At 56.8% G+C, this 13,605-nt stretch carries 11 protein-coding genes; 3 read left to right on the top strand and 8 right to left on the bottom strand.

Annotation, left to right across the window (positions count from 1 at the left end; genetic code table 11):
• Positions 1-29 precede the first annotated feature (29 nt).
• From ftsL to mraZ, 3 genes are read right to left on the bottom strand one after another with little or no spacing between them, the layout of a single operon-like run.
• Positions 30-350 carry a cell division protein FtsL gene (gene ftsL / locus AC2CGI_RS15115; protein WP_015376645.1) on the bottom strand — a complete coding sequence of 107 codons (321 nt, stop codon included), beginning with the start codon at positions 348-350 and terminating at the stop codon, positions 30-32.
• A complete protein-coding gene (gene rsmH / locus AC2CGI_RS15110) occupies positions 347-1,288 on the bottom strand; it encodes a 16S rRNA (cytosine(1402)-N(4))-methyltransferase RsmH (protein WP_004932794.1) in 942 nt (313 codons plus the stop codon). The genes ftsL and rsmH overlap by 4 nt, the downstream gene beginning before the upstream one ends.
• 2 nt (positions 1,289-1,290) lie before the next feature.
• A complete protein-coding gene (gene mraZ / locus AC2CGI_RS15105) occupies positions 1,291-1,749 on the bottom strand; it encodes a division/cell wall cluster transcriptional repressor MraZ (protein ID WP_031300396.1) in 459 nt (152 codons plus the stop codon).
• An 862-nt stretch (positions 1,750-2,611) separates the two neighbouring features.
• Between mraZ and AC2CGI_RS15100 the strand changes: the two genes are divergently transcribed.
• Entirely contained in the window at positions 2,612-3,052 is a 441-nt protein-coding gene (locus tag AC2CGI_RS15100) for an L-alanine exporter AlaE (RefSeq protein WP_004932798.1), read from the top strand.
• Between the two features lie 37 nt (positions 3,053-3,089).
• On the opposite strand, the gene cra is transcribed toward AC2CGI_RS15100, so the two are convergent.
• From cra to leuO, 5 genes are all read right to left on the bottom strand, one after another.
• Positions 3,090-4,094, bottom strand: a complete 1,005-nt coding sequence (gene cra, locus AC2CGI_RS15095; RefSeq protein ID WP_004932801.1) for a catabolite repressor/activator — start codon at positions 4,092-4,094, stop codon at positions 3,090-3,092.
• A gap of 217 nt (positions 4,095-4,311) precedes the next feature.
• Positions 4,312-4,803 (bottom strand): acetolactate synthase small subunit, encoded by a 492-nt coding sequence (gene ilvN / locus AC2CGI_RS15090; protein ID WP_004932806.1) that lies wholly within the window; start codon positions 4,801-4,803, stop codon positions 4,312-4,314.
• A 2-nt stretch (positions 4,804-4,805) separates the two neighbouring features.
• Complete coding sequence (gene ilvI, locus AC2CGI_RS15085) at positions 4,806-6,524, bottom strand: acetolactate synthase 3 large subunit (RefSeq protein ID WP_031300398.1); 1,719 nt, start codon at positions 6,522-6,524, stop codon at positions 4,806-4,808.
• 316 nt (positions 6,525-6,840) lie between these two features.
• Entirely contained in the window at positions 6,841-8,649 is a 1,809-nt protein-coding gene (locus AC2CGI_RS15080; RefSeq protein WP_015376642.1) for an AMP-dependent synthetase/ligase, read from the bottom strand.
• 465 nt (positions 8,650-9,114) lie between these two features.
• On the bottom strand, positions 9,115-10,062 hold the full coding sequence (gene leuO / locus AC2CGI_RS15075; RefSeq protein ID WP_076740940.1) for a transcriptional regulator LeuO: 948 nt from the start codon (positions 10,060-10,062) through the stop codon (positions 9,115-9,117).
• 874 nt (positions 10,063-10,936) lie between these two features.
• On the opposite strand from leuO, the gene leuA reads away from it, so the two are divergent.
• The gene (gene leuA, locus AC2CGI_RS15070) at positions 10,937-12,511 is read left to right on the top strand and encodes a 2-isopropylmalate synthase (RefSeq protein ID WP_004932820.1); all 1,575 of its coding nucleotides are present in this window, start codon (positions 10,937-10,939) and stop codon (positions 12,509-12,511) included.
• Positions 12,512-12,513: 2 nt separating this feature from the next.
• Positions 12,514-13,605: a 3-isopropylmalate dehydrogenase gene (gene leuB, locus AC2CGI_RS15065; RefSeq protein ID WP_004932823.1), complete on the top strand. Its 1,092-nt coding sequence runs from the start codon at positions 12,514-12,516 to the stop codon at positions 13,603-13,605.

Below are 13,605 nucleotides of genomic sequence, written 5' to 3'. Positions count from 1 at the left end.
ACTCCGTGTCATTATTCCGGTTAAACCATTCATTGTTTAACGATGATATTTTCCTGCGATGGATCAACGTGTTGCATCTGCAGTTTTTCTGTCGCGATACGTTCAACCCGGCTGTGATCGCCGAGGGCGTTCTCTTCTAAAATCAGGTTGCGCCACTCGATGTCCAGCGCATCGCGCTCCAGAACCAGCTGTTCGCGCTCGGCGGTCAGCAGGCGGGTGCGGTGCGCGGTAGTCACCACGAAAATCGCGGAGACCAGTGACGCAATCAGTAAAATCAGGGGGATCTTGGCGTTGCGCAGCAGATCGCCGCCAATGACCCCAACCAGACCGTGACGTTCGTTGCCGATCACGCGGGCATCCTCTCAGCAATGCGCAGCACCGAGCTGCGCGCACGCGGGTTGTCCGCCACTTCCGCTTCCGACGGCATCATTTTGCCCAGCGCTTTCAGCGTCCGGCCGCCCATGCCGCGCAGCTGCTCTTCGGTCAACGGAATGCCGGCCGGCACTTGGGCGCCGCGGCTATGGTGACGCATAAAGCGTTTGACGATGCGGTCTTCCAGCGAGTGGAAGCTGATTATCGACAAACGGCCCTGTGGGGCCAGCACTTCCAGCGCGCCGTCGAGCGCACGCTCGATCTCTTCCAGCTCGCTGTTGATATAGATGCGGATCGCCTGGAAGCTGCGCGTCGCCGGGTGCTTGTGCTTTTCCCGGAACGGACTGGCATCGGCGATCAGATCCGCCAGCTCTTTGGTGCGCGTCATCGGCTCCACGCGGTTTCTTTCCACGATGGCGCGCGCGATGCGCTTGGCGAAACGCTCCTCGCCAAAGGTTTTCAGCACCCAGGCGATGTCGTCCGCTTCGGCCTTCATCAGCCATTCCGCGGCGGACAGGCCGGTGGACGGATCCATGCGCATGTCCAGCGGGCCATCGCGCATAAAGGAGAACCCGCGCTCCGCGTCGTCAAGCTGCGGCGAGGAAACGCCCAGATCGAGCAGAACGCCGTCGATCTTGCCCACCAGCTCGCGCTCCCGCACATAGTGCGACAACTCGGAAAATGGGCCGTGTACGATGGTAAAACGAGGATCTTCAATAGATTTGGCGGCTGCAATCGCCTGAGGGTCACGGTCAATCGCCAGCAAGCGCCCTTCCGGCCCCAGCTGGGACAGAATCAGACGAGAATGGCCACCGCGACCAAAAGTACCGTCGATATATATGCCGTTGCTGCGGATGTTGAGGCCGTTGACGGCTTCGTCCAGCAGGACGGTGGTGTGTTTATAGTTTTCCAACATGCTTATAGCGACAAGTCCTGTAGCCGCTCAGACAACGGTTCCTGAGCCGACTGTTCAGCGTCAATATCATCCTTGACTTGTTGATACCAGGTCTGTTCATCCCACAGTTCAAACTTGTTGAACTGACCGACCAGCATCACTTCTTTCGTGAGCCCGGCGTGTTGCCGCAGCGTACTGGCTAACAGCAAACGACCGGCACTATCCATCTGACACTCACTGGCATGCCCCAACAGCAGGCGCTGAACGCGGCGCTCGGCGGGATTCATGCTCGACAGACGTGATAATTTTTGTTCAATAATTTCCCATTCGGGCAAAGGATAAAGCAGCAGACAGGGCTGATGGAGGTCAATGGTACAGACCATTTGGCCTTGCGATTCCTCGTTGAGCAATTCCCGATATCGGGTAGGTACGGCGAGCCGCCCTTTGCTGTCGAGGTTGACCATCGTCGCTCCACGGAACATTCCTGAGCTACCCCTTAGTGACCGTTTTCACCACTTTACCCCACAAATTCCCACACAATGGAGTTTACGGAGGGTATGAAAACCTTGTCAAGCCAGAGCGCCAGCGCTTTGGCAATATTTCTCTGGTCATTTTGGGAGCTGACTCGCGAAAGAAACTCTGATTATTCGACGATTAAAAATTAACACCATGATAAACGGAGAGAATTTTCTAAGCGGAAAGAATCTGATTAAAAACCTGACGAACTGGCGATTAATTAACTCATTACTTCCTTCTGCAAGCCATGTCTCATTTTTCAGCTCGGCAATCTCAGGGCGGTAACCGCTGGCTAGCCGCGCCCGCCAAGGCTCGGCGCCAGGCGAACCGATCGCGGAATAAGGCCATAACTCCTTGAGTTAATAACGCTCAATCGTTATTCACCGTAAAACCGGGCGCTATTTTACTTCAATTTGCACCGCCGTGATGAGGCCGCGATAAAAATAAATGGCTCGGATATTACGAGCAGAAGTAATTTCGATTCAAATCAACTTGGTAAGATTATTCCCAAAATACCTGTTTACAATTATGGTTTCATTTTCTTACACCTTTATTTCCACAATTTTTGCCGGAAAAAATCCCCTTCAAAAACGAAAAATCGCAACCTTATGTTTTTAATCGATTTATTTAAAAACGCCGATTTTAATCTCTCCGCTCCATCCTACGCCCCTGTTCTGCGGGACAAAAAGCGAACAAATGTTAAAAATAAAAATATAAACCTAGTTAAAAAACACAATCCAGATTAGTACACTATAAAAAAGGCAAAAAACTAGCCTTAACATCCAACAATGAATGATTTAACAGAATTTTAACTATAAGGGGTGACACATGCTTTCGCCCGCTACTCACTGGCGTAGCGCCGCTGCCGATACGTTCGCACTGGTGGTGTATTGCTTTATCGCCGGCATGGCGATAGAAGTGTTGATCTCAGGCATGAGCTTCCAGCAATCCCTCTCTTCACGCCTGTTGTCGATCCCGGTCAACATCCTGATCGCCTGGCCTTACGGCCGCTATCGCGATCTGTTTATCCGCACGGCGCGCCGCTGCCCGCGCGGCCAGTTCCTGCTGCGCAACCTCGCCGATCTGCTGGCCTACGTCAGCTTCCAGTCGCCGGTTTATGCCGCCATTCTATGGAGCGTAGGCGCCGACGGCCAACAAATGCTGGCGGCGGTAACCAGCAATGCGCTGGTATCCATGGCGATGGGCGTGGTGTATGGCTATTTCCTGGAATACTGCCGGCGGCTGTTCCGGGTGGCGGACTACGTCTAAAGCAGGAGCCCGCCAACGCGGGCCCCTGTCAGGCAAACTACTTGCGGCTCAGGCTGCCGCGGCGGAACAGATTGCGGCGAATGCGCGTCAGCCCCGGCTTGGGTTTACGCGGTTCGTCCAGGCTGGCCAGCACCAGTTCCAGCACGCGCTCGGCCACGTCGCGATGGCGCTGCGCTACCGCCAATACCGGGCACTCCAGGAAATCCAACAGTTCATGATCGCCGAAGGTGGCGATCGCCAGATCGGTCGGCAAGCGGCCGCGTTGCTTCAGCGTCACGTCCATCACGCCCTGCAATAAAGAGAACGACGTGGTAAACAGCGCCTGCGGCATCGGGTGCGTTTTCAGCCATTCGGCAAACAGCGCGCCGGCGGCTTCGCGTTCATAGCTGTTGGCGTACAGGTAATCGACGTGGCGGGGATCCTCTTGCCAGGCCTGACGGAAGCCCTGCTCACGCAGGAAGCTCACCGAAAGCTCCGGCAAGGCGCCCAGATACAGCACCGATTCAGCCGGGAAGGTGCGCAGCTCCTGCGCCAGCGCAAAGGCATCTTCCTGATCGGCGCCCACAACGCTGATGAAATGCTCGCGATCCAGCGCACGGTCCAGCGCGATGATCGGCAGCGGATCGTTGGCCCAGCGTTGATAGAAAGGATGTTCCGGCGGCAAGGCGGTGGAGACGATAATGGCATCCACCTGACGCTGCAGCAGGTGCTCAATGCAGCGCATTTCGTTGTCCGGCTGATCTTCGGAACAGGCGATCAGCAATTGGTAACCCCGCTGGCGCGCCTGGCGCTCCAGGTAGTTGGCGATGCGGGTATAGCTGGTATTTTCCAGATCCGGGATCACCAGGCCGATAGAACGGGTGCGCCCGGCGCGCAGCCCCGCCGCGACGGCATTCGGGTGATAGTTATGCTCCCTGACCACGGCCATCACTTTCTCGACGGTTTTATCGCTGACACGATACTGCTTCGCCTTGCCGTTGATGACATAACTGGCCGTCGTGCGCGAAACGCCCGCGAGACGCGCGATTTCATCCAGTTTCACATTAACCCCTTAATGACGCTGAAAATAGAAGTGAAGGCTGTGCTCGGATTAACCATGACATCCCGTACGGTTATTCAATCCAGCCTCTGCGATCTAACAGCAGAAAACACTGCCTAGCAACCGCTTTTGCCGAAAGGTGCCAGCAATCGGGCAAAAAATACCGAAAAACAAAGGGCGCAGCCACGCCGCGCCCCGATTATTCGCCGCCAGATCGCGCTCAGCGCATGATTTTGTCGCCGCGCGATACGCCGACCACGCCGGAACGCGCCACTTCCACAATCTCCGCCACTTCACGCACCGCGCTCAGGAAGGCGTCGAGCTTGTCGCTGGTGCCGGCCAGCTGCACCGTATACAGCGTCGCCGTCACATCAACGATCTGGCCGCGGAAAATGTCGGCGCAGCGCTTCACCTCTTCACGGCCGTAGCCGCTGGCCTGCAGCTTCACCAGCATGATCTCGCGCTCGACGTGGGCGCCCTGCACCAGTTCGCTGACGCGCAGCACGTCCACCAGCTTGTGCAACTGCTTCTCAATCTGCTCCAGCACTTTCTCGTCGCCGACGGTCTGGATAGTCATGCGCGACAGCGTCGGATCATCGGTCGGCGCCACCGTCAGGCTCTCGATGTTGTAACCGCGCTGGGAGAACAGCCCCACCACGCGCGACAGGGCGCCGGATTCGTTTTCCAGCAAGACAGATAAAATACGGCGCATGATCAGGTCCTCTCCGTTTTGCTAAGCCACATTTCGTCCATGCTTCCGCCGCGGATCTGCATCGGGTAGACATGTTCGGTTTCATCGACGGTCACGTCGACGAACACCAGCCGCTCTTTTTCCGCCAGCGCCTGCGCCAGCTTGCTTTCCAGCTCATCCGGCGTGCGGATGGCGATGCCGACATGGCCGTAAGCCTCGGCCAGCTTGACGAAGTCCGGCAGCGAATCCATGTAAGACTGCGAATGACGGCCGGAATAAATCATGTCCTGCCACTGCTTGACCATGCCCAGATAGCGGTTGTTGAGGTTCACCACCACCACCGGCAGGTTATATTGCAGCGCAGTGGACAGCTCCTGAATATTCATCTGAATGCTGCCGTCGCCGGTCACGCACACCACGGTTTCCTCCGGCAGCGCCAGCTTGACGCCCAATGCCGCCGGCAGGCCGAAGCCCATGGTGCCAAGGCCGCCGGAGTTGATCCAACGGCGCGGTTTGTCGAACGGATAATAGAGCGCGGCGAACATCTGGTGCTGCCCCACGTCGGAGGTCACATAGGCGTCGCCTTTGGTCAGGCGATGCAGGGTTTCAATCACCGCCTGCGGCTTGATGGTGCCGCTGTTTTTGTCGTAGCCCAGGCAGTCGCGGGCGCGCCACTGTTCGATAGACTGCCACCAGTCGCGCAGCGCATCGTGATCCTGCGCCTTGTCATCCTGCGCCAACAGCTCCAGCATCTGCACCAGCACCTGTTTGGCATCGCCGACGATCGGGATATCGGCGTCCACCGTTTTGGAGATCGAGGTCGGATCGATATCGATGTGCAGCACGGTGGCGTCCGGGCAGTATTTGGCCAGATTGTTGGTAGTGCGATCGTCGAAACGCACGCCGACGGCGAAGATCACGTCGGCATGGTGCATGGTTGTATTGGCTTCATAGGTGCCGTGCATGCCGAGCATGCCGACACTCTGGCGATGGGTGCCGGGGAAAGCGCCCAGTCCCATCAGGCTGCTGGTCACCGGCAGGTTCAGCTGCTCCGCCAACGCCAGCAGTTCGGCTTCACAACCGGCGTTGATCGCGCCGCCGCCGACGTACATCACCGGCTTTTTGGCCGCCAGGATGGTTTGCAACGCGCGTTTGATCTGCCCGCGGTGGCCCTGCACCGTCGGGTTGTAGGAACGCATGCTCACGTCCTGCGGATAGGCATAAGGCATCCGCACCGCCGGGCCGACGATGTCTTTCGGCAGATCGATCACCACCGGGCCGGGGCGGCCGCTGGAAGCCAGGTAAAAGGCCTTCTTCAACACCGCCGGGATGTCTTCGGTACGTTTCACCAGGAAACTGTGTTTCACCACCGGCCGAGAAATCCCCACCATATCGCACTCCTGGAAGGCGTCGTAGCCGATCAGCGAGCTGGGCACCTGCCCCGACAGGACGACCATCGGGATCGAGTCCATATAGGCGGTGGCAATGCCGGTAATGGCATTGGTGGCACCGGGGCCGGAGGTCACCAGCACCACGCCCACTTCGCCGGTGGCGCGCGCGTAGCCGTCGGCCATGTGCACCGCCCCTTGCTCGTGGCGCACCAGAATATGATCGATCCCTCCGACCGTATGCAGGGCGTCGTAGATATCGAGCACCGCCCCGCCGGGGTAGCCGAATACATGTTTAACGCCCTGATCGATCAACGATCGGACGACCATCTCGGCTCCTGACAACATCTCCATGGGTTTGCCTCCAGGCTTGCTTATTCTTCTCTGGCGCCGGAACGTAGCGCCTGCTGCGGGGCAATGCCCCAAAGTTTTTATGGGTTGTCGCTATCGAATTAACATAACGTCAGAATTTGGGGCAGGCAAACGGCAAAATGGCTTAACGGTGGCGGGGTTATTGCCAAGCGGCTGGAGATCGCAGCTTTATAAAAACAATGCGCTAGCCTCAGGGTTGTCGGGCTAGGCATTGTTTCGAACAGGAGGGAAATTACAGAACTAAATCAGGTGATGGATATGCCGTTTTTTTCGCCGGGCACATGGCCCGGCGGCGGCGTCAGGCCTGTTCCTGGTACATCGAGTCGATTTCGCGCTGATAGCGCTGCAGGATCACTTTGCGGCGCAGCTTCAGCGTGGGCGTCAGCTCCCCCAACTCCATGGAAAAAGCCGCCGGCAGCAGCGTGAACTTCTTCACCTGCTCGAAACGCGCCAGCTCCTTTTGCATCTCGCGCAGGCGCTTTTCGAACATCGCGAGGATCTCGCCGTTGCGCAGCAGCTCCAGGCGATCCTGGTATTTCAGGTTGACTGACTTCGCGTACTCTTCCAGCGACTCAAAGCACGGCACGATCAGCGCGGAAACGAACTTGCGCGCATCGGCGATGATCGCCACCTGCTCGATAAAGCGGTCCTGCGCCAGCGTGCCTTCCAGCATCTGCGGCGCTATGTATTTGCCGCCGGAGGTTTTCATCAAATCTTTCAGGCGCTCGGTGATGAACAGATTGCCCTCTTCATCGATCGCCCCGGCGTCGCCGGTTTTCAGCCAGCCGTCGGCGGTAAAGGTCGCGGCGGTTTCCAACGGTTTGTTGAAATAGCCGCGCATCACGATCGGCCCGCGCACCTGAATTTCATTTTCTTCACCGATGCGCACCTCGACCTCCGGCAGCGGTTTACCGATAGAGCCGAAGCGGAAATGCCCCTCTTCCCAGCAGGACACGGTCGCACAGGTTTCGGTCATGCCGTAGCCGTACTTGATGTTGACGCCCATCGCCTGGAAAAACAGGATCACATTGTCATCCAGCTTGGCGCCCGCCGCCGGCAAGAAACGCACCCGGCCACCGAGAATGCCGCGCAGCTTGCTCAATACCAGCTTGTCGGCCCAGCGGTGAGAGAGTTCGAACAGTTTGCCCAACGGTTTGCCGGCCCGCTCTTGCAGGAACTTGCGCTCCCCGCAGACGATCGCCCAGTGGAACAGCGCACGGCGCAGCCAAGGGGCACGCGCCACTTTTTCATGCACCGCGCTGAAAATCTTCTCGTAGAAACGCGGTACCGCGCACATTAACGTCGGCCGCACCTGCCCCATCGCTTCCCGTACCCAGTCGGTGTTCGGCAGGAAAACATTCTGCGCGCCGGAATGCATGACAAAGAAGCTCCAGGCACGCTCGAACACGTGCGACAGCGGCAGGAAACTGAGCGACACATCCTCTTCGCCGACCGTCAGTCTCTCATCGTGCAGGTAGAGCTGCGCCGCCAGGTTGCGGTAGTCCAGCATGACCCCTTTCGGTTCGCCGGTGGTGCCCGAGGTATAGATCAGGGTAAAGAGATCCTGCAGGTCGCACTCTTCAATGCGCTGCCGACGTTGAGCGATAAAAGCCGCCGGATCGGCAGCGCGCTCGAAGGCGCTCAGGTGTTGTGCGATCTCGCAGCCGCGCAGATCGGCGCCCTCGTCGAACACGATGATATAACTCAGCTGTGGGCAGACGCCACGCAGTGCGATGGCGGCATCCAGCTGCGCCTGCTCGCCGACGAACAGGATGCGAATGTCAGCGTCGTTGATGACGAAGGCCGCCTGCGCCGGCGTATTGGTGGAATAGAGCGGTACGCTGACGCCACGCAGGTGCAGGATCGCGAGATCGGTCAACGACCAGGCCACCGTGTTATTGGCGAAGATACCGATACGTTCTTGCACTTCGGCGCCCAGCGCCAGCAGCCCGGCAGCAATGCGATCAATGCGGGCAGCCGCCGCTCCCCAGGTCAGTTGAAACTCGCCGTTGGGCGACCATTGGCGAAATGCTGTGCGATCGGCTCGGTGGGTGATTTGATGCTGTATACGATGGATCAAATGGTATTGCAGCAGATTAGTGATCATAGTGCTCTAAGCCTGAAATGAATCATACAGTTAAGCCTGAACGATGCCTTGCGGCCCTCATCTCAGCTTACACGTGTTTACTTTTTTCCGCGCAGTCTACCTACTCTCAGGCAGGGGGAAAAGCGATTTCAGCGTAGAAGTGTGAGCCAAAACTCAGGCCGGCTTTCGCGCTTTCATGGGTTGGACAAAACGGGAAGGAAAAGGTTTGATGGCGGCCATAAAACGCGGCCCGTTCGGGCCGCCACATCGAGTTAGTTTAAAATTCCAGCTGGAAAGTAAAAATCAGAATATTAATTTATATTAATTGTTTTCGCTAAATGAACAAATTTATCCTGAGAATAAGTTATTCTATCGCCGCAAAACCAAGAAATATCTTAATAAAAACGCAGATAGTTCTTAGTTTTTATCATGAGAAAAAAACGCTCAGTTGAATATTATCTTTATATGGTTCCCATCTTTATCGCTTTACTTTGGGTTACCCGCCTCAATCAGGACAGATTTCATCCACTGGTGGCCTTTATCCCGCTCTGAGGATTCATGCCAGGAGAGGTAGCAGGTGGCTTTATTATCGTTGCCACATAAAGGAACTGCCTTTATTTTCAACGCCTCCGTCTGCTGTCGCACCAACCAGGCGGGCGCAATCGCTACCATTTCCGTTTGCGACACCATATTCAACACGCTGTAAAGATCCGTGCACTGCTGCGTCACGGCGCGCAGCATCGGCTCGTCTAAATAAAAAGGTTTACTGAACGATCCAAAACTTTCCAGGGAAACCGCAGCATGCTGCTCGACCAGCATGTGTTCCGGCGTCACCTCCTCGCCTATTCTCGGGTGCGCCTGCGCAACCGTCAGCACTAATTCGTCTTCGAACATCGCCAGGCTGCGAAACTCCGCCGACTCGAAACGGCTGTAGCCGATGACAAACTCCACGTCCTGATAACGCAATTGACGTTCAATATTATTGTTAATGTATGACTTTATTTGCAGGTTAAGCTGCGGCGCTATCTGTTTGACGTGATTGATTATCCCGGCGCCCAGACGCAAATCGAGCGGGCTGCACAGCGACAGGGAGAACGCTCGCGTGCTGGTCAGCGGCTCAAACTCAGATCCCGGCAACTCATTCTGCACCAGCTGCAGCGCTTGCCGCACCGGCCCGAACAGCTGCCTGGCCCGCATGGTGGGCTGGATCCCGCGGCCGCAGCGCACGAACAGTTCGTCGTTGAACATCACCTTCAGGCGCGCTACCGCGTTGCTCACCGCCGGCTGCGACATCCCTAACGAATTAGCGGCTCGCGTAATATTTTGCATTTGCATCACGGCGTCAAACACCGTCAGTAAATTAAGATCGACGCTGCGCAAATGGATGTCCGCCGGCTCTTTGACCATGGCGATTTCTGAATCATATTCAGCCATATTTCACTCCACTAAATCCTGTGTAAATAATCTAATCCTTATGCTCGACAAACAATGAAACGCCGCATTGTCTTATCTTTGCACGACAAATCCTGCCATTACCGTCATCAATCGATAAAAAACCTCGTGTTATCTACACGATATAAGTCGTATATGGAATACATGTCAGCAGCTTTCCCCGTCAGCGAGAAGAATGCCACCTGGGTAGTACTAATAATTAGGTATCAACAATGATTAATACAATTGAACAACGTCGCCGCACTGTATGAGACAAACTATAAAAACACATCATAAGCAATCAAACCATCTAAAAACACCGCTCACTTTGTGTAAAAACGCATTATTTTGTTATATTATGACTAAAACAATCAATTATTCATATGAGTTAAATTTAAACCATTTGTATTGAAAATGTTATTTTATTGCTCCCCGTGATTAATCCCTCTTGCTTTTTTCATCACAAATCTTAACGCAACGAAATCCAGAAGCAATTAGCGCAGTATATATTCGATTCGTTTATGCTAAGCAGCACGCAAACTGGCCCCATTTTTTTCTCTAAGACGTCGTTTTTTTGCCGAATGATCCTCTGTTTAGTTAATGGGCTGATGCATTGTCCCCGCATTCAATCAGGTGTTGACATCGCCAGGCCAATCACGTATCAAATTAGGCAGACACCCAATTTAAGAGAAGCTGAACCCTTATGATCCGTACTCACCGTCTACTAGGCCTACTACTCAACGCATCTTGTTTGCGCGGTATGCCTGTGGACGACGTTCGGAGCTGACTCAGCCGATCACCCATAAGAAACCCGCGCTACTGCGCGGGTTTTTTTTTGCCCGCTTAGCGTGAAATCAACACGATAAGGAATGCACCGATGAGCCAACAAGTCATTATTTTCGATACCACGCTGCGTGATGGCGAGCAGGCGCTGCAGGCCAGCCTGAGCGTAAAAGAGAAGATTCAGATTGCGCTGGCGCTGGAAAGAATGGGCGTTGACGTGATGGAAGTCGGCTTCCCGGTCTCTTCGCCGGGCGACTTCGAGTCGGTGCAAACCATCGCTCGCCAAATCAAAAACAGTCGCGTCTGCGGCCTGGCCCGCTGCGTGGACAAAGACATCGACGTGGCCGCCGAAGCGCTGCGCGTCGCCGAAGCGTTCCGCATCCACGTATTCCTGGCCACCTCAACCCTGCACATCGAATCGAAGCTGAAGCGCTCGTTCGACGAAGTGCTGGAGATGGCGGTGCGCTCGGTAAAACGCGCCCGCAACTACACCGACGACGTGGAGTTCTCCTGTGAAGACGCCGGCCGCACGCCGATCGACAATCTGTGTCGCGTGGTCGAAGCCGCCATCAACGCCGGCGCTACCACCATCAATATCCCGGATACCGTCGGCTACACCACCCCGAACCAGTTCGGCGGCATCATCACTACCCTGTATGACCGCGTGCCGAACATCGACAAAGCCATCATCTCCGTGCACTGCCACGACGATTTGGGCATGGCGGTCGGCAACTCCATCGCCGCAGTGCAGGCCGGTGCCCGCCAGGTGGAAGGCACCCTGAACGGCATTGGTGAACGCGCCGGTAACTGTTCGCTGGAAGAAGTGATCATGGCGATTAAAGTGCGCCAGGACATCATGAACGTGCACACCAACATCAACCACCAGGAAATCTTCCGCACCAGCCAGATCGTCAGCCAGCTGTGCAACATGCCGATCCCGGCCAACAAGGCGATCGTCGGCTCCAACGCCTTCGCCCACTCCTCCGGCATTCACCAGGACGGCGTGCTGAAGAACCGCGAAAACTACGAAATCATGACCCCGCAGTCGATCGGCCTGAAGGACGTGCAGTTAAACCTGACCTCCCGCTCCGGCCGCGCAGCGGTGAAACACCGCATGGAAGAGATGGGCTACCAGGAGCAGGATTACAACCTGGATACCCTGTACGCCGCCTTCCTGAAGCTGGCCGACAAAAAGGGCCAGGTGTTCGACTACGATCTGGAGGCGCTGGCCTTCATCAACAAACAGCAGGAAGAGCCGGAGCACTTCAGCCTGGGTTACTTCAGCGTGCAGTCCGGCAGCAGCATCATGGCCACCGCCTCGGTGAAACTGATCTGCGGCGGCGAAGAGAAAGCCGAAGCCGCCACCGGCAACGGCCCGGTCGATGCGGTTTATCAGGCGATCAATCGCATCACCGACTACCCGATCGAGCTGGTGAAGTACCAGTTGACCGCCAAGGGCCATGGCCGCGACGCGCTGGGCCAGGTGGATATCGTGGTCTCTTACAACGGCCGCCGCTTCCACGGCGTGGGTCTGGCGACCGATATCGTCGAATCCTCCGCCAAGGCGATGGTGCACGTGTTGAACAATATTTGGCGCTCACAGCAGGTAGAAAAAGAAAAGCAGCGCCTGCAGCAAAACAAACATCAAAATAATCAGGAAACGGTGTGAACATGACGAAGACTTATCACATTGCCGTCTTGCCCGGAGACGGCATCGGCCCGGAAGTAATGGCTCAGGCGCGCAAAGTGTTGGACGCGGTGCGTCAACGCTTTGACATTCGCATCACCACCGCCGAATACGACGTCGGCGGCATCGCCATCGATCGCCACGGCAGCCCGCTGCCGGCGGCGACCGTCGCCGGCTGCGAGCAGGCCGACGCCATCCTGTTCGGATCGGTGGGCGGCCCGAAATGGGAACACCTGCCGCCGGCCGAGCAGCCGGAACGCGGCGCGCTGTTGCCGCTGCGCAAGCACTTCAAACTGTTCAGCAACCTGCGCCCGGCGCGCCTGTATCAAGGGCTGGAGGCGTTCTGCCCGCTGCGCGCCGACATCGCCGCCCGCGGCTTCGACATTCTGTGCGTGCGCGAATTGACCGGCGGCATCTACTTCGGCCAGCCGAAGGGCCGTGAAGGCCAGGGCATGCAGGAGCGCGCCTTCGACACCGAGGTATACCACCGTTTCGAGATTGAGCGCATCGCGCGCATCGCCTTCGAATCCGCCCGCAAGCGCCGCCACAAGGTGACGTCGATCGACAAGGCCAACGTGCTGCAAAGCTCCATTCTGTGGCGTGAAGTGGTCAATCAGGTCGCCAGGGATTACCCGGACGTGTCGCTGTCGCACATGTATATCGACAACGCCACCATGCAGCTGATCAAAGATCCGTCCCAGTTCGACGTGCTGCTGTGCTCCAACCTGTTCGGCGACATCCTGTCCGACGAGTGCGCGATGATCACCGGCTCGATGGGCATGCTGCCATCCGCCAGCCTGAACGAACAAGGCTTCGGCCTGTACGAACCGGCGGGCGGTTCCGCGCCGGATATTGCCGGCAAAGGCATCGCCAACCCGATTGCGCAGATCCTGTCCGCCACTCTGCTGCTGCGTTACAGCCTGGGCGCCGATGAAGCGGCCGACGCCGTGGAGCGCGCCATCAACCAGGCGTTGGAACAGGGCTACCGCACCGCCGATCTGGCCGGTGACGGCAAAGCCGTCAGCACCGATGAAATGGGCGATATCATCGCCCGCTTTGTAGCTCAGGGGGCATAA

This window comes from Serratia sp. LSHTC3, from assembly GCF_057197125.1.
Note: the sequence above shows the minus strand (reverse complement) of the source record. Positions and strands in the feature narration are given on the sequence as shown.

Coding starts and splice junctions, on each gene's coding strand:
- rsmH (WP_004932794.1), bottom strand. CDS start 1,288: ATGTTGGAAAACTATAAACACACCACCGTCCTGCTGGACGAAGCCGTC.
- mraZ (WP_031300396.1), bottom strand. CDS start 1,749: ATGTTCCGTGGAGCGACGATGGTCAACCTCGACAGCAAAGGGCGGCTC.
- AC2CGI_RS15100 (WP_004932798.1), top strand. CDS start 2,612: ATGCTTTCGCCCGCTACTCACTGGCGTAGCGCCGCTGCCGATACGTTC.
- ilvN (WP_004932806.1), bottom strand. CDS start 4,803: ATGCGCCGTATTTTATCTGTCTTGCTGGAAAACGAATCCGGCGCCCTG.
- ilvI (WP_031300398.1), bottom strand. CDS start 6,524: ATGGAGATGTTGTCAGGAGCCGAGATGGTCGTCCGATCGTTGATCGAT.
- AC2CGI_RS15080 (WP_015376642.1), bottom strand. CDS start 8,649: ATGATCACTAATCTGCTGCAATACCATTTGATCCATCGTATACAGCAT.
- leuO (WP_076740940.1), bottom strand. CDS start 10,062: ATGGCTGAATATGATTCAGAAATCGCCATGGTCAAAGAGCCGGCGGAC.
- leuA (WP_004932820.1), top strand. CDS start 10,937: ATGAGCCAACAAGTCATTATTTTCGATACCACGCTGCGTGATGGCGAG.
- leuB (WP_004932823.1), top strand. CDS start 12,514: ATGACGAAGACTTATCACATTGCCGTCTTGCCCGGAGACGGCATCGGC.